This window comes from Brasilonema sennae CENA114 (assembly GCF_006968745.1).
Lineage (GTDB): Bacteria > Cyanobacteriota > Cyanobacteriia > Cyanobacteriales > Nostocaceae > Brasilonema > Brasilonema sennae.
Window position 1 is genome coordinate 460,867 of the sequence record NZ_CP030118.1, and the last position, 19,860, is coordinate 480,726.

General features: G+C 43.9%; 17 protein-coding genes. 12 read left to right on the forward strand and 5 right to left on the reverse strand.

The window, feature by feature from the left end; genetic code table 11:
• Positions 1–45: 45 nt before the first annotated feature.
• Positions 46–369 carry a hypothetical protein gene (locus DP114_RS34255; protein ID WP_216669963.1) on the reverse strand — a complete coding sequence of 108 codons (324 nt, stop codon included), beginning with the start codon at positions 367–369 and terminating at the stop codon, positions 46–48.
• Between the two features lie 143 nt (positions 370–512).
• Between DP114_RS34255 and DP114_RS01885 the strand changes: the two genes are divergently transcribed.
• The 3 genes from DP114_RS01885 to DP114_RS01895 all read left to right on the forward strand — a co-directional run bounded on the left by DP114_RS01885 (position 513) and on the right by DP114_RS01895 (position 3,677).
• Positions 513–1,463 (forward strand): L-lactate dehydrogenase, encoded by a 951-nt coding sequence (locus DP114_RS01885; protein WP_171975303.1) that lies wholly within the window; start codon positions 513–515, stop codon positions 1,461–1,463.
• A gap of 66 nt (positions 1,464–1,529) precedes the next feature.
• Positions 1,530–1,622 carry an MOSC domain-containing protein gene (locus DP114_RS01890; protein WP_246163476.1) on the forward strand — a complete coding sequence of 31 codons (93 nt, stop codon included), beginning with the start codon at positions 1,530–1,532 and terminating at the stop codon, positions 1,620–1,622.
• Positions 1,623–1,958: 336 nt separating this feature from the next.
• The gene (locus tag DP114_RS01895; protein ID WP_171975304.1) at positions 1,959–3,677 is read left to right on the forward strand and encodes a Dyp-type peroxidase; all 1,719 of its coding nucleotides are present in this window, start codon (positions 1,959–1,961) and stop codon (positions 3,675–3,677) included.
• Positions 3,678–3,719: 42 nt separating this feature from the next.
• Here DP114_RS01895 and DP114_RS01900 read toward each other — a convergent pair whose 3' ends face one another.
• Entirely contained in the window at positions 3,720–4,598 is an 879-nt protein-coding gene (locus DP114_RS01900; protein ID WP_171975305.1) for an MBL fold metallo-hydrolase, read from the reverse strand.
• Between the two features lie 467 nt (positions 4,599–5,065).
• Between DP114_RS01900 and DP114_RS01905 the strand changes: the two genes are divergently transcribed.
• The 4 genes from DP114_RS01905 (at position 5,066) to nadB (ending at position 8,028) form a co-directional block, all read left to right on the forward strand.
• A complete protein-coding gene (locus DP114_RS01905) occupies positions 5,066–5,221 on the forward strand; it encodes a hypothetical protein (protein ID WP_171975306.1) in 156 nt (51 codons plus the stop codon).
• Positions 5,222–5,522: 301 nt separating this feature from the next.
• On the forward strand, positions 5,523–5,699 hold the full coding sequence (locus DP114_RS01910) for a hypothetical protein (protein WP_169265122.1): 177 nt from the start codon (positions 5,523–5,525) through the stop codon (positions 5,697–5,699).
• Positions 5,700–5,757: 58 nt separating this feature from the next.
• Positions 5,758–6,189 (forward strand): photosystem II complex extrinsic protein PsbU, encoded by a 432-nt coding sequence (gene psbU / locus DP114_RS01915; protein ID WP_169265121.1) that lies wholly within the window; start codon positions 5,758–5,760, stop codon positions 6,187–6,189.
• 159 nt (positions 6,190–6,348) lie between these two features.
• Entirely contained in the window at positions 6,349–8,028 is a 1,680-nt protein-coding gene (gene nadB / locus DP114_RS01920) for an L-aspartate oxidase (protein ID WP_171975307.1), read from the forward strand.
• A gap of 392 nt (positions 8,029–8,420) precedes the next feature.
• Here the strand turns inward: nadB and DP114_RS01925 are convergent, their stop codons facing one another.
• Complete coding sequence (locus tag DP114_RS01925) at positions 8,421–9,386, reverse strand: vitamin K epoxide reductase family protein (RefSeq protein WP_169265119.1); 966 nt, start codon at positions 9,384–9,386, stop codon at positions 8,421–8,423.
• Between the two features lie 159 nt (positions 9,387–9,545).
• Positions 9,546–10,394 (reverse strand): photosystem I biogenesis protein BtpA, encoded by an 849-nt coding sequence (btpA, locus tag DP114_RS01930; RefSeq protein ID WP_169265118.1) that lies wholly within the window; start codon positions 10,392–10,394, stop codon positions 9,546–9,548.
• Positions 10,395–11,242: 848 nt separating this feature from the next.
• Between btpA and rimO the strand changes: the two genes are divergently transcribed.
• From rimO to DP114_RS01945, 3 genes are all read left to right on the forward strand, one after another.
• On the forward strand, positions 11,243–12,562 hold the full coding sequence (gene rimO / locus DP114_RS01935) for a 30S ribosomal protein S12 methylthiotransferase RimO (RefSeq protein WP_169265117.1): 1,320 nt from the start codon (positions 11,243–11,245) through the stop codon (positions 12,560–12,562).
• Positions 12,563–12,748: 186 nt separating this feature from the next.
• Positions 12,749–14,293 (forward strand): DEAD/DEAH box helicase, encoded by a 1,545-nt coding sequence (locus tag DP114_RS01940; protein WP_171975308.1) that lies wholly within the window; start codon positions 12,749–12,751, stop codon positions 14,291–14,293.
• A gap of 240 nt (positions 14,294–14,533) precedes the next feature.
• The gene (locus tag DP114_RS01945) at positions 14,534–15,118 is read left to right on the forward strand and encodes a Uma2 family endonuclease (protein WP_171975309.1); all 585 of its coding nucleotides are present in this window, start codon (positions 14,534–14,536) and stop codon (positions 15,116–15,118) included.
• A 504-nt stretch (positions 15,119–15,622) separates the two neighbouring features.
• On the opposite strand, the gene DP114_RS01950 is transcribed toward DP114_RS01945, so the two are convergent.
• The gene (locus DP114_RS01950; RefSeq protein WP_171975310.1) at positions 15,623–17,005 is read right to left on the reverse strand and encodes a 1-acyl-sn-glycerol-3-phosphate acyltransferase; all 1,383 of its coding nucleotides are present in this window, start codon (positions 17,003–17,005) and stop codon (positions 15,623–15,625) included.
• Between the two features lie 84 nt (positions 17,006–17,089).
• Here DP114_RS01950 and DP114_RS01955 point away from each other — a divergent pair, with 84 nt between their 5' ends.
• Together DP114_RS01955 and DP114_RS01960 are read left to right on the forward strand one after the other, a co-directional pair.
• Entirely contained in the window at positions 17,090–18,910 is a 1,821-nt protein-coding gene (locus tag DP114_RS01955; protein WP_246163029.1) for a proline--tRNA ligase, read from the forward strand.
• Between the two features lie 130 nt (positions 18,911–19,040).
• Positions 19,041–19,856 carry an LmeA family phospholipid-binding protein gene (locus DP114_RS01960; protein ID WP_169265113.1) on the forward strand — a complete coding sequence of 272 codons (816 nt, stop codon included), beginning with the start codon at positions 19,041–19,043 and terminating at the stop codon, positions 19,854–19,856.
• Positions 19,857–19,860: the final 4 nt, after the last annotated feature.

Genomic DNA, 19,860 nt, shown 5'->3' on the forward strand with positions numbered 1-19,860 from the left:
TGTTGTGCGCTATGCTGATAAGCACATCTAATGGGTAGATTGGCATCAACTTCCCCACCAACGCGCTCCTTGCCACAGAGTTGCAACACCCATCGCTAACCAATGTCGTTGGGCACGTTTTGGGTCAGTAATCTTGGTACGATGCCAACAAAAACCGCCGCGTTTACCATCTTTAAACAGACACTCAATCCAACAACGCATTGCATACCAGCAAGCATCCGTATCTTCTGGTAGTAAATCGGTGAGGATTAACCAAGGATCGGCATATCCTTGATCATGACGAGCTAATAAAGTACATTCAACCCTTGTTAGTTTTAAAACAAGTGACTCGAGCAGTGAATGACTGACCAACTTGTAGCACAAGAGCATTTAAAGGCTGCAAATTAAAAAGTTGTTCACAAAGATAATCCACTCTTGAAAACGAAGTCATCCCTTCAATAATCTTGACTCGAAAGGATTAGTTTTATAGTAACATTAACCCATTGCGTTAGTTACAAAAAAGTAGATATAGCATGATTAGTAAAACATCTAAAATCGGTATTATTGGTGCAGGTAATGTAGGTGCAGAGGTTGCAAATGCTTTAGTCCTACTCGGTAAATGTGTAAGGGTCGTCCTTTTTGACCGAACCTTATCAAAAGCTGAGGGGCAAGCATGGGATATTGAAGACAGCATTCCCCTACTTAAAGAGATGGAGATCATACCATCAAATCAGTATGAAGATCTAGCTGATTCAGATATCATTATTGTGACTGTTGGAGTGCAGCAAAAACAAGGACAGACCCGATTAGATACATTGAGCGACAATGCAGAGATTATACGTTCGACAATAAAAGAATTGGATCGAGTTGCACCAAATTCAATCGTACTTATCGTTAGCAATCCAGTGGATGTACTCACACGGATTGCAATCGCTACTTCCACCAGAGCAGAAAACCTAATTTTCGGTTCGGGAACCGTTCTTGATACTGCTAGACTGAGATATCAACTTGGAAAGCGACTAAATATTGCCAAACAAGACGTTCATGCTTATGTGATTGGAGAGCATGGAGACAGTGAATTTGTCGTTTGGTCTAGTGCATTTATTGGGGGAATTTCGTTAATTGAATTTCCCATTCCACAAGGAACAACGCTAGAACAAATTCAGCAAGAGTACGCACAGTTAACTCGTAAACGAGGCTATAACATTTTTGAACGCAAAGGAAATACAAGCTATGGTATATCAATAGTAGTTTGTCAGTTAGTTGATACCATTCTGCGAGATGAAAAGCAGATATTTCCAGTATCGGCCAGAGCAGATTCTAACTATGGAGTTGGCAGTGAAGTTGTTCTTGGACTTCCATGTATCATTGGCTCAACAGGTATTGAGCGCCAACTGCTGTTATCAAGAAATGCTCATGAACAACGCTTATTAGAAGAATCAGCCACCAAACTCAATGAAGCTTATAATTCTTTGCATAATTAAAATCAACTAAAATCATATCACCTTCGAGCATTACGTTACTGGCAAGGTGAATTACCTGGTACTGATCTGCCATTAGGCATATTTGGTGAAAATTTCACGACCACTGGACTCACAGAAGAAGAACTGAACATTGGGGATTGCTTCCATCTATCGTTATGAAGGAATGAGTCATGGGTTTAGTCGCGTATTCTTTGCGCCGACTTATACCCTTTCACTTTAAGGTTGATACAAATGGGGGGCAGGAAGCAGGGGGCACCCGAGCAGGGGGAAAGAATTATAAACCAATCATTTGTATCAGGGATTTCGTGAAATGGTATTACTTATTTCTCACAAAAGTGCATAAGTTAATTTTGCTTGCATTTATTACAAATAGAAGGAAAGTTCAAAAGGCTTAACTTTTATTTAGCCACTTAGGTAGCTCTTAATGCATACAACAAAATTTGTCAATGCCTAAGTTCTAAATAACTTGCTTAACTTAAAAAGAGGACTTGCATTATGACTCAACAAATCATTCGTGAAGCACCCACCCCTCCTCCTTTGGCGGGTCAACTCCTAAGCAAAATGCGCCCACCTACGCCCGATGAACCAGTTCTCCGTGTGAACAATATTCAAGGCAACATTTTGGGTGGCTTCAATAAAGACTTACAGACACTCCTCTTTCTAGAAATTGAAAATGCTTGTGCCTTCAAGCAATGGCTCAAGACGCAGATTCAGTTCATTGCCACTGCGTCAGAAGTGATTGCCTTTAACCGCATATTCAAAGCCACTCGAAAACGGCGGGGTCGTGAAGGCAGTGTTAAAGCAACCTGGGTCAATGTAGCCTTCTCTTTTGAGGGACTAAAGAAACTAACTAACGATGCTGATGCTTTCACAGATGAAGCATTTAAATCTGGTCTAGCAGCACGCGCCGCTCAACTGAACGACCCAGTGGATAAGGACGGCAAACCCATAGGCTGGGTTGTGGGTGGACCAGACAACGGCAAAGTTGACGTGGTTTTCATTGTTGCGAGCGATGAGCATAGCGACTTGCAGGCAGAAGTCGCGCGGATTGTAGAAAGCATTGTGACATTCCCAAAAGGGAGCGGTGCCAAAATCACTTTTATTGAAGAGGGTGCTACTTTACCCCCGCCCCTTTCAGGACATGAGCACTTCGGCAACTTAGATGGACTCTCACAACCTGGTATTCGTGGTAGGGTTTCTGATGATCCCAAAGACGTTCTCACTCCTCGGGAAAATCCAGAGGATCCGAACCAAGGCAAACCAGGGCAGGATCTTCTCTGGTCAGGAGAGTTTGTTTTTGGCTATGAGGGTCAGGATGGGAGTGCCAAGACCTTGGATGATAGCAAGGGTGAGGTGGTATCGGCAGGACCTAGCTGGGCAGATGATGGCTCTTACCTTGTGTTCCGCCGGTTACGTCAAGATGTGTTCAAGTTCCATGAATTTCTCAAGGATACTGCTGAAGACTTAGACACCAACCCCAGAAAGGTCAGCGCGAAGCTGGTTGGTCGTTGGCCTAGTGGTGCTCCTACTGTCCGCACACCTGAAAAAGATAACCCAAGTTTAGGTGATGATGAGCTCGCCAACAATGATTTTGAATTCAACGGCGAAGATGCACCAGATGAGAAAGGATTCAAGAACGACGTTGTTCCCCCTTCCAAGGATGCGACTGGTATTCGCTGTCCATTTATTGCCCATACCCGCAAAACCTATCCACGCAACGACAAAACACCAGGAGGAACAGGGGAAACCGAGCAAGAGATTATTGATACTAGTGAAGTGACTACCCAAAAGCGTCGCTTGCTGCGTCGGGGTATTCCTTATGGTCCTGTATCTCCTTCAACCCCAGATAATCCACAGCAAGATCCAAACTTTGTTGATCGCGGTTTGCACTTCTTGGCTTATCAGACCTCGATTGTAGACCAGTTTGAGTTTGTAACCCGGTTTTGGGTTAATAATGCGAACTTCAGCGATACGGCTGCTGAAGGTCACCAGTGTGAGGGTATCCCTGAAATACCTCTTGGTCATGATCCGATCATTGGTCAAAGTAATGAAGGAGGCGATCGCACACGAACTTTCTTTATCCGCCTTGAAGATAAGCAGGGTGGCTCTCAGTGTAAGAAGTTAACCGCTCCTGAAGACTGGGTGATTCCGACGGGTGGCGGCTACTTCTTTGCACCGTCAATTAGTGCTCTAGGAAAAGTGTTGTCTAGCTAAAGCACAGAGTCGGGCGGTGGTGTCACGCTTAAGTTGTAACACCTACCGCCCAACCGATTCTATCCACTCAACACACTTGTCCATCTGCTTTTTCATAGTTTCCACATCAGCATGATATCTACGCCCATGACCTGGAAGCACCCACTCAAAAGTGTAATGAACCAGTTCACCCATAGATTTAATTTGCTCTGGCCAAGAGTACCAGCAGTAATCGCGAAAAGCAATGAGTTGCTTGAGACTATCAGACCATGCCAAATGGTCGCCAGAAAACAAAAATTTATTCTTATAAAGTAAGACAGTGTGTCCTTTGGTGTGTCCAGGAACAGCAAGAATGAGTATATCGGGAGCGAACTCAAATGGTTCTGTTCCACTGAGCGGAATTTCCACATTGCGAGTCCCAGAAGTAATGTCATCTTCGTGGAGGATGCGCTGACACTGAAAATGCTCAGCAAACTTTTGATGATCCGCTACGTCATCTCTGTGAGTCAGGTACATATAACGAACTCCCCCCATCTGTTCCAAACGTTTCACCAAGGGAGGAGTAAACCGGGGAGAATCAACCAGAATATTACCTTCCGGTCGTTCAATGAAGTAGCTAGCAGCGCCGTAGGAATTTTCCGAGTGATAGCCGCAATGGTAAACATTATCCTCTACAGGAATCGGAAAACTCAGTTGAGCAACTTTGACATCTTGGGGCTTTTCTACTGTACCAATGGAACTGGTGGGACAAGCTAACAGAGCTTGAAGTGCTGCTAATCTTTGCACCTCATTGAGTGGTTGGTGATAAACCACCGACTGTTCATCAACTTCTGTAAACACATCTGGAACCATCCACCGGCAAGTATCACAATCTATACACGAAGTATCAACATAAAAATCCCCACTGACATTTTGGGGGCGACGCAGATTTAAATGAGCCATATAAAACCTCTTTCACCCAACCATTTGCAAAGGAAGGGTAACGAACGCTATATCTCCAGGTTAGCAAAAGCGTTGAAGAACTCGTCAAAAAAGCACCCAGATGTTCTTTGAGTGCTAGTCATGATTATTCTGATCTCAAGGCTTGTAATCTTCGATTAAATTAAACTTAAAGCATTAGTAAAACTTAGACAGGTTTAAAAAGTTAAAGAAAGTTTAGAACTTTTAAATTGAAATGTCATAAAAAGCAACAATTTACCTAAAAAACCCTGATACTCACTTATCCAAGACTATTTATAAGAATCAGTAAGTTTTGATTCGTCGCTTTCTAGACCAATCAAGCGATAAATGATATTTAAAACTTTCTTCATGGTAAACTCCTTGATTTTGTAATTGGTGTTCTAAAGATATCTTCAACGTGTCCGCTTGCGTTTCCAGAAAAAAATCATGTTTTTTTGGGGATGTAATTTATGACAATCCTATTTGAGTTGTTAAACAAAGTATTAAATCAGTCAGACAAAAAGGGAGAGATATTTCGCCACACTCCTACACTGCCACCCGCACAAGAGTTTTTACCAATCATTTGGACTTTTCAGATTAAAGTGATTGGTGTCAATAAAATTTGACAAAATTTTACAAGATGATCAATCTTAGTAATCCCGTAACTAATGCTGGTCAACTTTAGAGCAGCTACGTATACTATTTACATACACGTGTATCGTATTCATCTACAGTTAGTTAAGACAAACTCAGTTAAAGTAAGAGTAAGTAGTTTTGTGACTGGAAATAATTTTTAGCAAAAATCTGGTAAAGCTAGGCGGCGGTAAGAATTGTGGATATTAATCGCTGTATATTAGTTTCTGATACTGCTGTGTTGATTAAGCTGTCGGCTATCAGCCTTCATCAGTTCTGAGTACAAAGTACCGAGTGCGGCAAACTGCCTACCGAGTCGTAGAGATAGCTGCCCTGCAAGCGTTTACGGCAAGCCCAACGGGCTTTACGGAAAATCGCCCGCAGAACACTTCCGTCTACAATTCTTCTCCACCCTTGGAGAGTGTCCGTGGCGTCTACAGCACTTCCTACTCAGAACTTTCTGCACACTGACTGCTTTTAGCTTAAGGCTTTTATTTCATTTTTAGTGGATGAAAAGAGGTAAAAAATCGTGAAAGGATTGGTGCGTTTATTAACAGTGTTTAGTTTGTTGTTGGGATGCTTAGGATGGCTGGGAACAACTCAAACAGCTCAAGCAGCTGATTTGAACCTAACTGCTTTTCGTTCAGTCCCAGTTCTGGCTGCTCAAACCCTCCGCAACCCTGCAGATGAAAAACTTGCAGAGGTTTATGGTAAAAAAATTGATTTGAATAATACCAACGTGCGAGCTTTTCAAAAGTATCGAGGACTGTATCCCACCCTTGCAAATAAAATCATCAGGAATGCTCCTTACCAAAAAGTAGAGGATGTGTTGGATATTGCCGGATTGAGCGAACGTCAGAAACAAATTCTGGAAGGTAACCTAGACCACTTTACCGTATCAGAAGTTGTACCTGCCTTCACAGAAGGAGCCGAGCGCTTCAACAACGGTATCTACAGATAATCGCATTTGTAGATCATCAAGCTGCTATGTGATCCACTCCTTTGTGGGAGTGGAAATTAGTTTATTTAGGAAGAGGGACAATGAGGATAAAAGACAAGGGGAATTCCCCTACTCCCTCACTCCCTCATCCCATTTGCCCCACTCCCCACACTCCCTGCTTTGCCTCAGACAGATATTAAAAGCCAATTTGATGTTATTGTTGTCGGTGCTGGTGCTGCTGGACTATACACAGCACTATGCATGCCTGCCGAGTTGCAAGTCGGCTTGATTACTAAAGAAACAGTTTCTCTCTCAGCTAGTGATTGGGCGCAGGGTGGAATTGCTGCAGCAGTCGCCCCAGAAGATTCTCCTTTTCTACACATTGAAGATACAATCCAAGCGGGTGTAGGTTTGTGTGATCGCCCTGCTGTGGAATTTCTTGCAAAACTTGCTCCTAGCTGCATTCAATCCCTTGTAAACTTGGGAGTAGCGTTTGACCGTCATGGCAGCCAGTTGGCTTTAACCTTAGAAGCTGCTCATTCCCGCAACCGCGTTCTTCACGCTGCAGACACAACAGGTAGAGAAGTCACTACTACTCTCGCCAACCAAGTTCTGCGACGCCAAAACATTCAAGTGATTCAGCAAGCTTTGGCTTTGAGTTTATGGCTAGAACCAAAAACACGCAGATGTCAAGGTATTAGCCTGTTTTTTCAAGGTCATGTCAGATGGATTAGAGCAAATGCTGTCGTTTTGGCAACAGGTGGAGGGGGTCAAGTGTTTGCCCAAAGCACAAACCCTGCTGTTAGCACAGGTGATGGCGTGGCGATCGCATGGCGTGCTGGGGCAATTCTCAGGGATTTGGAATTTGTCCAATTCCACCCCACTGCTTTAACAAAACCAGGTCGCTTTCTGATCAGTGAAGCTGTGCGCGGCGAAGGGGCGCATCTTGTTGATGACGAGGGACGGCGTTTCGCCTTTGATTATCACCCAGCAGGCGAACTTGCTCCCAGAGATGTGGTCAGTCGTGCAATTTTTAGCCATTTACAAGGCACTTCAACTGATCCAGCCACTGCTCATGTGTGGTTAGATATGCGCCCCATTCCTGCTGAAAAAATCCGCCACCGCTTTCCCAATATCATTAAAGTTTGTCAACATTCGGGTGTGGATGTTTTTTCACAACCTATTCCCGTTGCCCCTGCAGCTCATTACTGGATGGGTGGTATTGTCACCGATTTGATGAACCGGACAAACATTCCTGGTTTATACGCAGTGGGAGAAACTACAAGTACTGGGGTACATGGAGCAAATCGCCTTGCAAGTAATTCCCTACTCGAATGTATCGTATTTGGCGCACAAATGGCAGATCTCCAGATTCCTCCAGATGTGAGTCGCGTGTCAAACCTGTCAGAACTTCTTGCTATACGAGAGTATCGCGCCGATGTAACTGAATGGAAACCCCAGCAAGAACATTTAGAAGTACTGCGAGATAAAATACCACGTCTTCTTTGGCAAAGCGCTGGTATTTGCCGAGAGCAATCAGGTTTGGAAAGCGCGATCGCAACTCTTGAGTCTTGGCAGCAAGATTATATTTCTTTGCCTGTGAGTCAATTTTTGCTGTCTTTGCGTCCCACAGAGTCAGCTCGTTTAGAGATACCTGACGTTGAACGCCAATTGCGGTTGTGGGCGGAAACTGGCAATTTACTGGATATCGGTGTTTTAATTCTTAAAAGCGCTGCCTTTAGAACTGAAAGCCGGGGAGGACATTACCGCCTAGATTACCCTCAACTAGACCCTGACTGGCAAGTCCACACGCTTATACAACAAAACAACTGGTGGAAATCTCCAGTTTTGAGGGAGTAAAGTAATACCAATTTGAAAAAAGAATGCGACAGATACACACTCCCAAACCCAAGTTTCGTCTCGGCTTTCTTCCGGATTGAATTTTGAATTGGTATAACCCATCCTGAGGCAACTAAGCCAGGGTGGGTTACTTGAGCAACTGAAAACTACGTGAAGTACCCACCACCAACCGCAAGCGGTATAGTGGGGCTTCCTGTCTCATTTGCCGCTGTTCCGTTCGGTATACTCATTTCCTCAGACATCCCTTCCCCAGTTGATCCAGGATCAACTTAGGTCGGCGATGCCTTCGTCATTCCCCGCCTTATATCCCCTAAAGCTCGCCGCTTGGGTTGCTTCCCCCGGCAGACTTTGCGCTAAGTAGAGTACTACTATAGCGGGGGACGAGGGCGCGACTACTTAAAAGCACCAGGAAAATTGTTAAAATTGCGTGGACCTTGATAACCAGAAATTTGAGCTAATTTCTCTAATGGCTGTACATTGGAATATAATTTACCGTTAATTTGCCAAGTAGGAAAGCCTTGAATGCCAGCAGCTTTGCACAAATCTGGACGAGCGTCTTTGCCTTGGGGATCACACTCAATTTTTTGAATTTCTGGATACGCCTGTTTACCGAACAGTTGCTTTTGTTCGTGGCAATGAGGACACCACCAAGCTACGTATTCTTTAGCACCAATTTTGGTTAAGTGACGTGCTAACTCAATTTCTGCTTCACCAGAAGTTGTGGTGATCGCCCAACCAACACCGGCTGTTGGCTGTCCGCTTGGTTCTAAGCTAACTCCATTTGATCCAGTTCTAGCATTAGGGTTATTTACATTGGCATAAACGCCTAAAGTCCCAATGAGCGTCACCATGCCAACAATAATGGCAGTAAAGAAAATTTGCCCAATATCATCCCATGTGCGACCAATGATAGTTAGCACTAACAAAGTCAGGGAGAATACAGCCGAAGCAAGACAGTACAGACAAAGTGCTTTGATTGTGAAAAATAGCAGATACATTAAGTAGCCGCTAAAGATAGACATGGCGATCGCACCTGCCAAAAGCAACAACCATGTCACGTTTTCCAACTTTGTCCGAGTATCTTTATTTTTTGCTGCATCAACTCTCAAAGGAAGCAAAGCGAAGACAGCCATGCTGGCGTAAGCTAGGAAGCCAAACAAAGCTAGAGGTAGCCCCAAAACTGTGGCATAAGGGCTAGCAAGTACTAAATCACAACTATTGGTGGGGCAAGCGGCAGATCCTTGTGTTAACTTAACGACAGTCAGATAAGCTGTTGTTAATGCGCCACAAGATGCGATCGCGGCAATTAATATCCGCGATTTTTTATGAATCCAGGGAATAGAACGACGGCGACTCATAAACTGCAATAAAGAATTGAAAATAACAGACTAGGATTTGGAAATGGGAAATTGGAATTTATGAGTTGTTGGTTGCTAGTCATTAGTTTTTTACTTATTAGTTCTTAAGTTACTAGTAACTACTACTTGTCTCCCGATTCCCAATTCCCCATTCCTCAGTTACGAGTGTAGCTTTAGCTCGGAAATTGATTTGGTTTCACCTTTTGAGTTCCAACCTTTACGTGCAGCTTCCACAAATTGACTGACTCGATTTGGATCTATAGGTTGCTCACGACGACCGTGGCGTTTCAAAGCACTGGAAACAATGACACCATCTGCCGCCTGTATCAGTGTAGCAATGTTTTCTAAACTTGCTCCACTACCAATAAACACTGGAGTGCCGCTAGCAGCAGAAGATGCCAATTCCAAATCTTCTGGGCTTGTAGGATGACCCGTCGCCCAGCCAGATATAATCACCGCATCTGCTAAACCGCGCTCAATGGTGTCTTGCACTGCTGTGGTGAGATTCACAGCACTCAACGGACGAGCGTGCTTGACCAACACATCCGCAAAAATTTTGACATCGCTGCCTAACTCCCGCCGATAGCGCAGGAGTTGATAAGCTTCTCCCTCAATAATGCCCTGGTCGGTTGCCATGACACCTGTCAGGACATTAACACGGATAAATTGCGCTCTGACACAGCTGGCGATCGCCATTGCACTCCTAGCGTCGTTCCGTAAAACATTTATACCTACAGGCAGCGTTACCATATTTTGTATCCGCTGTACCAACATAGTCATGGCACTCACAACTGCTGGATCGACCTGGTTTTTGGGAAACGGCGCGTCGAAAAAATTCTCTACAATAATACCGTCAACCCCTCCACTTGCCAGGGCTGTTGCTTCTTGCTCGGCACGGTCAACGACTGCTTTGAGGCTACCTCCCCAACGGGGCGAAGTAGGTAACGGTAGTAGGTGAACTACGCCTATAATTGGTGTTCGGGTTTTAAATAGCTGATATAAGTCCACGTTTTTAACCCGCTTTGCGGAGTCATCAGTCCTTAGTCATTCATCATTTGTTATTATCACTGGTGACTATTGACTATTGACTATTGACTCATAATTCACTACTAATTATTTAAGTTTGCTTTTGATCACCATTTGTTCAACTAGCTCTTAAACAATTTTATTTGTTATTTGCACCCAACAAGCATTTCCAACGACTTGCCAGTAGTGTTTTGTTTTCTTTTAGCTCCGGGGTCGCTTGCGTCCTCCTTAGGATGGAATGTGGCGGCAAAGTTTCCATAAGATATGTTAAGATATTGTTGACACAGCAAGAGGAGTTTGCCACTCACCAGACGCGAGGCAGCTTCCCGTGGATAAGGCATCTCGCATATCACTTGTTTCAGGCATTGCCTGAAAACAGGGGTAGCATTACCGTTATGCAGGCGTTAACGCGCTATTTTCCTCAGGGTAGCGACTTCTCCAAAAGCGCCACACACTGTTGGTTTTGGGGAGATGAGCGATAATTCTCATTAACCTGACCAATTTCCAAATCGAGAGTGGCTTCCCAAGAGGTAAACTAACAACACACACGTAGCGGTAATGTAAAATACCAACAGGCAATTTATAAACAAAGATTAACGACTAGTGTCAAACTTATCAAACTGTTGCTTATTTTCCCTTGACCAACAGATTAATAGAGCTATCATAGCATGAACTCTATCTTCCTCGTGGTCATAGCTGCCTGAGGCTGTATATAACTAGAAAGTCATAGCAAAGTTAGGAGGTTTTAACCAACCTCATGGTGTTTGAAGCAAAAAAACTAGCCCTTAAACCGTTGAAGTACATGAAAAAACCTAAAGATTTTTGTGAATATGGGTGACAAGCCAACAATTGCAATTTCTCACTTAGGGTGTGAGAAAAATAGAGTAGATACAGAACATATGCTCGGACTCCTAGTAGAAGCAGGGTACGGCGTAGATTCTAATGAAGAGTTAGCAGAATATGTTATAGTTAATACATGTAGTTTTATTGAAGCGGCAAGAGAAGAATCTGTTAGAACTTTAGTAGAACTGGCAGAAGCAGATAAAAAAATTGTTATCACAGGCTGTATGGCGCAGCACTTCCAAGAACAGTTGTTGGAAGAGTTGCCTGAGGCAGTAGCAGTGGTGGGAAGCGGGGATTATCACAAAATAGTGGATGTTATTCAGCAAGTAGAACAAGGTAAGCGGGTTAAGCTCGTTAGTTCACAGCCAACCTACATTGCTGATGAGACCACACCCCGGTACCGCACCACAACAGAAGGAGTCGCTTACCTACGAGTTGCCGAAGGTTGTGATTACCGATGTGCTTTTTGCATAATTCCTCATCTGCGGGGGAACCAGCGATCGCGTACCATAGAATCAATAGTTACCGAAGCAGAACAGCTAGCAAGTCAAGGTGTCCAAGAAATCATTTTGATTTCCCAAATTACGACCAATTACGGTATCGATATTTATGGTAAGCCGAAATTAGCTGAATTACTTCGTGCTTTGGGGAAAGTCAATGTTCCTTGGATTCGTATACACTATGCCTATCCAACCGGACTCACCCCAGATGTGATAACAGCAATTGGTGAGACATCTAACGTCTTACCTTACCTGGATTTGCCCTTGCAGCATTCCCATCCAGACATTCTCCGCGCTATGAATCGTCCCTGGCAAGGACGGGTGAACGATGGGATTATCGAACGCATAAAAGAGACATTACCAAAAGCTGTGCTGCGAACGACGTTGATTGTCGGTTTTCCAGGAGAAACACAGGAACATTTTGAGCATCTGTCGCAGTTCATCCAGCGTCATGAGTTTGACCATGTGGGTGTGTTTACCTTTTCAAAAGAAGAAGGAACACCTGCCTACAACCTACCAAATCAGCTGCCTCAATTCGTCATGGATGAGCGGCGGAACGTAATCATGGAACTCCAACAGCCGATTTCTTTAAAGAAAAATCAACTTGAAATTGGCAAAGTCGTTGATGTTCTGATTGAACAAGAAAATCCTGTCACAGGACAATTAGTTGGTCGTTCTGGCAGGTTTTCCCCAGAAGTAGATGGGCAGGTATTTGTTTATGGAGAAGCACGCTTAGGAACCATCGTACCAGTAGCTATCCAAAAAGCTGATGCTTACGACCTTTATGGTCAAGTTGTCACCAACTAAGTTGTCATTTGTGAGCCAGCCGTTGCCAAGGCAGGTTTTCAACTATTTGGCGAGTGTCGCTCATCACAAAGCGTACGCGACTTTAAACGTCAAAAGACCTGTTATAGGCATACCCTAAGGGTTCTTTGTCTTTTGAGAAATCACAAATGACTCATCAAAAAACCAAACGAACATATAGGAGAATTAATGAATCTTTCGTTTTCAGATTTAGGAATTTCACAAGAGTCTGTTCAGCAATTAGAAAAACTAGGCTTTAGCGCACCAACAAACATCCAAGCGCAAGCAATCCCACACCTGTTATCAGGTCGTGATGTTGTAGGTCAATCCCAAACTGGAACAGGAAAAACAGCAGCATTTTCACTGCCAATTATAGATCAGGTGGATGTGACTCAAAAAGCTGTCCAAGCTTTGGTTCTAACACCAACTCGTGAGTTAGCTATTCAAGTTCACGATGCGATCAATCAATTTATTGCAAACCAAGATTTGCGGGTTTTAGCAATCTACGGTGGTCAATCGATAGATCGTCAAATGTTACAACTCAAACGCGGCGTTCATATGGTAGTAGGTACGCCAGGGCGAGTGATAGACTTGCTTGATCGAGGCAGTTTGAAGCTGGATCGGGTGAAATGGTTTGTGTTGGATGAAGCTGATGAAATGCTAAGCATGGGCTTTATCGACGATGTGGAGAAAATTCTCTCTCAAGCTCCCAAAGAGCGTCAGACAGCTCTATTCTCGGCAACAATGCCTCCCTCAATTCGTCAATTAGTCAACAAGTTCTTACATTCGCCCGTCACAGTAACCGTTGAGCAACCAAAAGCCGCTCCTAACAAAATTAATCAGGTAGCTTATGTTGTACCGCGCCACTGGACAAAAGCAAAAGCATTACAGCCCATTCTTGAAATGGAAGATCCAGAATCGGCTTTAATCTTTGTTCGTACTAGACGCACAGCAGCAGAACTCACCAGTCAACTGCAAGCAGCTGGTCATAGTGTGGATGAATATCACGGTGATTTGTCGCAGCAAGCACGGGAACGGTTATTGATACGGTTCCGCAATCGTCAAGTAAGGTGGGTCGTTGCAACGGATATTGCAGCACGAGGTTTAGACGTTGACCAGTTGTCTCACGTGATTAACTTTGACTTACCCGATAGCGTAGAAACCTATGTTCACCGGATTGGTCGTACAGGTCGAGCTGGTAAAGAAGGTACAGCCATTTCTCTGGTGCAGCCCTTTGAACGACGCAAGCAGCAAGTGTTTGAACGCCATAATCGGCAGACTTGGCAAGTGCTGTCGATTCCTACACGGACACAAATTGAAGCGCGGCAGATAGAAAAATTGCAAACTCAAGTGCGAGAAGCATTGGCAGGTGAGCGTTTAGCTTCATTTTTACCAATGGTAAGCGAGCTGATTGAACAATACGATGCTCAGGCGATCGCTGCAGCAGCGTTGCAAATTGCTTACGACCAAACCCGTCCTGCTTGGCTGCAATCAGAACCAGACATTACAGAAGAAGATCTTGTACCCCCAACTCCCAAACCCAGACTGCGGACAGGACGTCGCGGCGATTTGTCTTCTGATCGCCCCCGCTCCTCTTGGTCTTCATCCGACACCAACAACACAGAAGGAGAAAAACGTGGCAGTCCCAAGCCCAAACTGCGGACAGGACGTCGTGAGACCTCAGTTTCTCCCAAAAAGCTAGGTTCCGGTGCAGCTAGGGAAACTGCTTCTTAAGTTCTTGTGATGAGTCATAAGTCGTGAGTTCCTGACTTTTGACTATTGGCTTTTAGTTCAGTTAAAGATTGATAAACTTATCAATCTGGACAATTTCATCATCACCAAAATCAGCCCAATGTGCCAGCATGATTTGTATTGGTTGGGCTGTTTTTGCATTTGTGATGAATTATTTTGCGCAATTTAAAATAAGTCATAGGTAGCTTCTATTTTTTCAAGTCCTGAAGTTCCTAAAATGCTATGACTATAACCACAGCAAAACGTTTTACAATTTCTGAATACGATCGTTTAGCAGAACTCGGATTTTTCAGTGAGGATGATCGAGTTGAGCTGATCAACGGAGAAATTATCCCAATGCTATCGAAAGGTAAACCACATTCTGTTTGCCAAACCCGTTTAGAACGAGAGTTATACAAACTTGTAGGGGAACGTGCAACCCTACGAGGACAACAACCAATTATTATTCCTGACTACAACGAACCTGAACCAGATCTTGTGATTGCACAAAATCGAGATGATGACTATCTCAGTGCTCATCCCAGTCCCACCGATATATTACTGTTAATTGAGATTGCTGATTCTTCCCTCAAATATGACCAAGAGGTGAAATTACCGATTTATGCTCAAGCGGGTATTTATGATTATTGGATATTTAATTTAGTACATTATTGCCTAGAATGCTACAGCGAATCTTATCAAGACTTACAAGGAAAATTTGGTTATCGTAAAAAGTTGATTGTTCTGCCGAACGAATCAGTTGCCATACCATATTTTCCTGATTTATTCTTAGATTTGTCAAAGGTATTTCCTAAGCAATTTGTCTGAGACTAGACTGAACTTACCCGGTCCAAATGTACTACAAATATCCCTAAGCCTTGACACACAATGATTCCGAGCGTTGAGAACTGAAATTCCGTATCCATCTAAAGTCTGCATTAAAGAGCACATCTGTGGTAGGCTAAAAAATGGGTGTCAACGCCTCAAATTCGGGATGCCACGACCCTTTGACAATTTGTAAGGGCGTAACGGCGATTGAAAAAACCGTATGATTGTCGCTCTGGTTAGGTGTTAGCTCTTTTTGGTAGGGGCGAAGTTCAGACAAGACTATGCAAGAGCCAATTAAGTGCCCACAGTCAAAAGTCAAAAGAAAGAACACTTGTGCTGCTAAAACAGTATCGTCGTGAATACCTGTAACTCTTCTATGAGCTAACAGCGTCTGCAAAAAGCTCTATTTCATTCAATTGAAAATGGCTGCAAAGTCTCCCTTACAACAATATGCCAAACGGGGAGAGTATATTCTACAGTGAAGGATTAGCCACAAGCGGAACACTACCTTATCAAATCCTCCATCGCCAGCTGTAAATCCTTCGTCAAATCAGCAACCGCTTGTCTTGCAGCTTGACGATTTGCCTGATAAGCCGGATAACGTTCAGAAACAGATATTGGCTCACCTATTGTTATTTTTACCTCTTGCTTGCCAAGTGTTCGGTAATGTGAGGGGCTACCGCCTCTGATTTTAGTCACCATACTCCATATCAGTAAGGTTGTCTCCGCAAAGCGTTCTGGTGTGGGTTTTTCTCGTACGTATTTACCTGTGACAGCAACCAAATTTTCCACCAGCCTCATGTGCCACATTCGTAAATTAGCTTCTTCGGCGATGCGATCGCCTAAAGCACGTTCTAAAGGTGACAGTGCTTTGACATCCTTAAATTCTTCACGAAAAATATAATTCCAGCCAGCCTGTTCTACGCGACGACAGCGATCATTAAAATTTCCTTTGGGTTGTAAGTCAAAATACTGTTCTGCAACTTGTAACACAATATTTAACAAAGCATTGAGACGAGATGCCAACAGTTCATTGACATCTTTTGCTTCTTCTTGCACAGGGAGTTTTTGATGATAAAACCGCGTGTAAAACTTTTCCATCAAAGACAGTAAATGTTCGCCTAAACGAAATAACCGTGGATAGAGAGAGTCGAAACTGCTCTGTTGTGAGTGGCTTTGTGTGTCTACGGCTAAACCGCAAGCAGCTTCCAATTCGGTTAAAAGTTTGGCGATCGCATTCCAAGGAGCCGAAACGTAACTATATTTAATTCCAACTGGTACAATAAAAACCTGCTCATGTCGATTGTCTTTGTGCAAATCTTCAGCACACCAAAAGCCGAGTTGAGCAATGCCGGGTTCCAATGGGTTGACAATTTCTGAAAGACCATTCGTGGCTCCTTCTGGTGCAGCCGCCATCGGGAACTGACCATTGGCAAACAAATCACGCGCTGATCGTAACCCCGTCCAATCTGCCTTACCTCGGACGATAGGCGTCCCACCCAAGCGTGAAGCAACCCACCCAATGTAAGAACCAGCCCATAAAGGAATTCCCCGGTCGTAGATAAAATGAGCGTGAATCGGAGGCTGTAGCACTACACCCTTGTGTCGTGCTAGCTTTGGCAAAATGTGGGAAAGCAAGTACACAAGACAAAGTGGATCTTCTGCCTTGGGATGACGAAATGCGATTAAAAAACGGATTTTGCGATCCTGAAACTGGCGATAAAGATCCAGCAAAACTTCCGGGTTGTCTGCTTCAATATGACTAATTGCCGTTCTCCAGTGTATTAAGCTGGGTAGGAACAACTGGCAAAGTCGTAAAAACCAGGGGTCTAGCGCTGGAGGGATAAATTCTAGGGGTGGCTGTGCTTGATAAACGACATCAGGCAAGGTAAAAATGCTCCTGAAGTTGCAAGCCTTCATTTTAAACTGTAACTGAAATAGAGATGATCGAATTTGGAAAGGGGACAAACGATGCGACTGTCACAAATGTTATTTCTCACACTCAGGGATGATCCAGCAGATGCTGAAATTCCCAGTCATAAACTTTTGCTTCGTGCAGGATACATTCGTCGCATCGGTAGCGGTGTCTATGCCTATCTTCCGCTCATGTGGCGAGTACTGCAAAAAGTCTCCCAAATTGTGCGGGAAGAAATGAACGCCGCTGGCGCACAAGAATGTCTCTTACCCCAACTTCAACCGGCTGACTTGTGGAAGGAGTCTGGACGCTGGGACACCTACACCAAAGCTGAGGGTATCATGTTCTCCCTCAAAGATCGTCGCGACCAGGAACAAGCCCTAGGACCAACTCACGAGGAAGTCATCACGACAATTGCTCGTGATATGATTCGTTCCTATCGTCAGCTACCACAGCTGCTCTACCAAATTCAAACTAAGTTCCGTGATGAAATTCGCCCCCGTTTTGGTTTGATGCGCGGACGAGAATTCATCATGAAGGATGCTTACTCCTTCAACGTAGATGAAGAAAGTCTAGAAAAAACATATCAGGATATGCACATCGCCTACAGTAATATACTGCGGCGGTCTGGCTTGGCTTTTCGTGACGTGCAAGCCGATTCTGGTGCAATAGGTGGTTCTGCTTCTCAAGAATTTATGGTGCTGGCGGAAGCAGGCGAAGATGAAGTCCTCTACACTAAAGATGGGCAATACGCGGCTAACGTAGAAAAAGCAGTTTCTTTACCACCGGACGCGCAACCCTCTGCATTTACCAATTACGAAAAACGAGAAACACCAGGGACGGAAACAATTGAGAAAGTCTGTGAATTTTTGAAATGTTCCTCCACCCAACTTGTGAAAAACGTTCTTTACGAAACAATTTTTGATAATGGAACATCAGTATTAGTGCTGGTGAGCATCCGAGGTGACCAAGAAGTTAATGATGTCAAGTTACAAAATGAATTGACAAAGTTAGCTCCGAAGTACGATGCGAAAACGGTGATTAAACTTGCAGTACCAGATACAGAAGCTCAAGCAAAATGGGCTAGTAAGCCTTTGCCCTTGGGTTACATTGCTCCTGATGTTGCGGATGATTATATTAAATCTGTGAAGAATATAGCACCAGGCTTTTTACGTTTGGTCGATAAAACAGCAACTGATTTAAAAAACTTTGTCACGGGTGCCAATGAATCTGGCTACCACGTCGTCGGGGCAAATTGGGGTGAGCAAGTTAAGTTACCAGAGTTTGCCGTGGATGTGCGCAAAGCTAGACCAGGTGATCGCGCAAAGCACAACCCAGAGCAAACCCTAGAAAGTGCTCGTGGGATCGAGGTAGGTCACATATTTCAACTGGGCACTAAGTATTCCATAGCAATGGGTGCAACTTTTACCAACGAACAGGGTGAAGAGAAACCTCTACTCATGGGTTGCTACGGTGTGGGTGTCTCACGCTTGGCTCAAGCTGCTGTAGAGCAATCTTACGACAAAGATGGAATTATTTGGCCAGTGGCGATCGCACCTTATCACGCGATTATCACGATTCCTAACATCAACGACGCCCAACAAGTGGAGATCGCTGAAAAACTCTACACCCAACTTAATCAAGCCGGAGTTGAAACCTTGCTTGATGACCGGAATGAACGGGCAGGAGTAAAATTCAAAGATGCAGATTTGATTGGGATTCCATACAGAATTGTCACCGGACGAGCGATCGCCAATGGCAAAGTCGAAGTTGTGGAACGAAAAAGTCGAAAGTCACACGAAATTGCGATCGCTGACGTTGTATCTACACTAAATCAGTGGATTCAATCGGTGAACAGTGAACAGCGGAGTCAGTGAACACTTAACAGTGAACAGTTAACAAAAGAAACAGACCCGTATTTTCTGTTGTAACTGGTAACTGGTAACTGGTAACTGATAACTGATAACTGGTAACTGGTAACTGAATACCACTATCACAAACGAAAACATGGAATTCTTCATACTCCTTGTATCTGGCTTGTTAGGGTTAGTGACTCCGGTTGGACTGGTGGCTGATCAGACTGCTGAAAATGCTATCCGTTCTCAGTTGGCTCAGGTAGAACAATTGCAAGTGCGAGTTGACAATGCCCCTACTCACCAATTGCTGCAAGGCAAGGTAGAAAAAGTGCGTGTTGCAGGGCGTTCTTTGCAACTCAAGAAGTGGCAAGACATTCGTATTGCAGCTTTAGAATTGGAAACTGATGCAATTGAATTAGAACCGCGCAGTCTGGGAAAAAAACGACCATTATTCAAACGACCTTTACAAGCTGGTGTCCGTTTGGTGTTAACTCAACAGGATATTAATAAACTCATACAATCACCTCAATTTATGGTGATGTTACAAAAGCTAAAAATTAACACAGGCGGTTCTTTAAACACAGCGCAGAAGAATTCTGTCTATCATTTTACCAATCCAAATGTAAAATTTTTAGCCGACAACCGCTTGAGTGCCCAAGTAGAATTACAGGATAGAAGTCTGGATAAGCCCTTGTCAATTAGGGTGGAATCAGGATTTCGTATCGTTGGTGGCAGGAATATCCAGTTAGTTAACCCAATTGTGGCAGCCAATGGAGAACAGGTTCCACCTCAATTTGTCAACACAGTTGTGAACAATCTCAACAAACGATTGGATTTAAGCAATCTGGAAGGTGACGGTCTACAAGTACGAATCCTAAAATTGAATATGAAACCAGAAGAGTTAGAGATTGCCGCATTTTTGCGAGTAGAGCCATCTTCTAGGTTTTTGGAAACCCCTAGTTTATAAGTAT

Bases quoted from the DNA above. Each gene is read 5' to 3' on its own strand.
- DP114_RS01960 (WP_169265113.1), top strand. From the start codon at position 19,041: ATGGAATTCTTCATACTCCTTGTATCTGGCTTGTTAGGGTTAGTGACT.
- DP114_RS34255 (WP_216669963.1), bottom strand. From the start codon at position 369: ATGCTCTTGTGCTACAAGTTGGTCAGTCATTCACTGCTCGAGTCACTT.
- DP114_RS01945 (WP_171975309.1), top strand. From the start codon at position 14,534: ATGACTATAACCACAGCAAAACGTTTTACAATTTCTGAATACGATCGT.
- DP114_RS01895 (WP_171975304.1), top strand. From the start codon at position 1,959: ATGACTCAACAAATCATTCGTGAAGCACCCACCCCTCCTCCTTTGGCG.
- DP114_RS01925 (WP_169265119.1), bottom strand. From the start codon at position 9,386: ATGAGTCGCCGTCGTTCTATTCCCTGGATTCATAAAAAATCGCGGATA.
- DP114_RS01885 (WP_171975303.1), top strand. From the start codon at position 513: ATGATTAGTAAAACATCTAAAATCGGTATTATTGGTGCAGGTAATGTA.
- rimO (WP_169265117.1), top strand. From the start codon at position 11,243: ATGGGTGACAAGCCAACAATTGCAATTTCTCACTTAGGGTGTGAGAAA.
- DP114_RS01955 (WP_246163029.1), top strand. From the start codon at position 17,090: ATGCGACTGTCACAAATGTTATTTCTCACACTCAGGGATGATCCAGCA.
- DP114_RS01900 (WP_171975305.1), bottom strand. From the start codon at position 4,598: ATGGCTCATTTAAATCTGCGTCGCCCCCAAAATGTCAGTGGGGATTTT.
- DP114_RS01905 (WP_171975306.1), top strand. From the start codon at position 5,066: ATGACAATCCTATTTGAGTTGTTAAACAAAGTATTAAATCAGTCAGAC.
- DP114_RS01940 (WP_171975308.1), top strand. From the start codon at position 12,749: ATGAATCTTTCGTTTTCAGATTTAGGAATTTCACAAGAGTCTGTTCAG.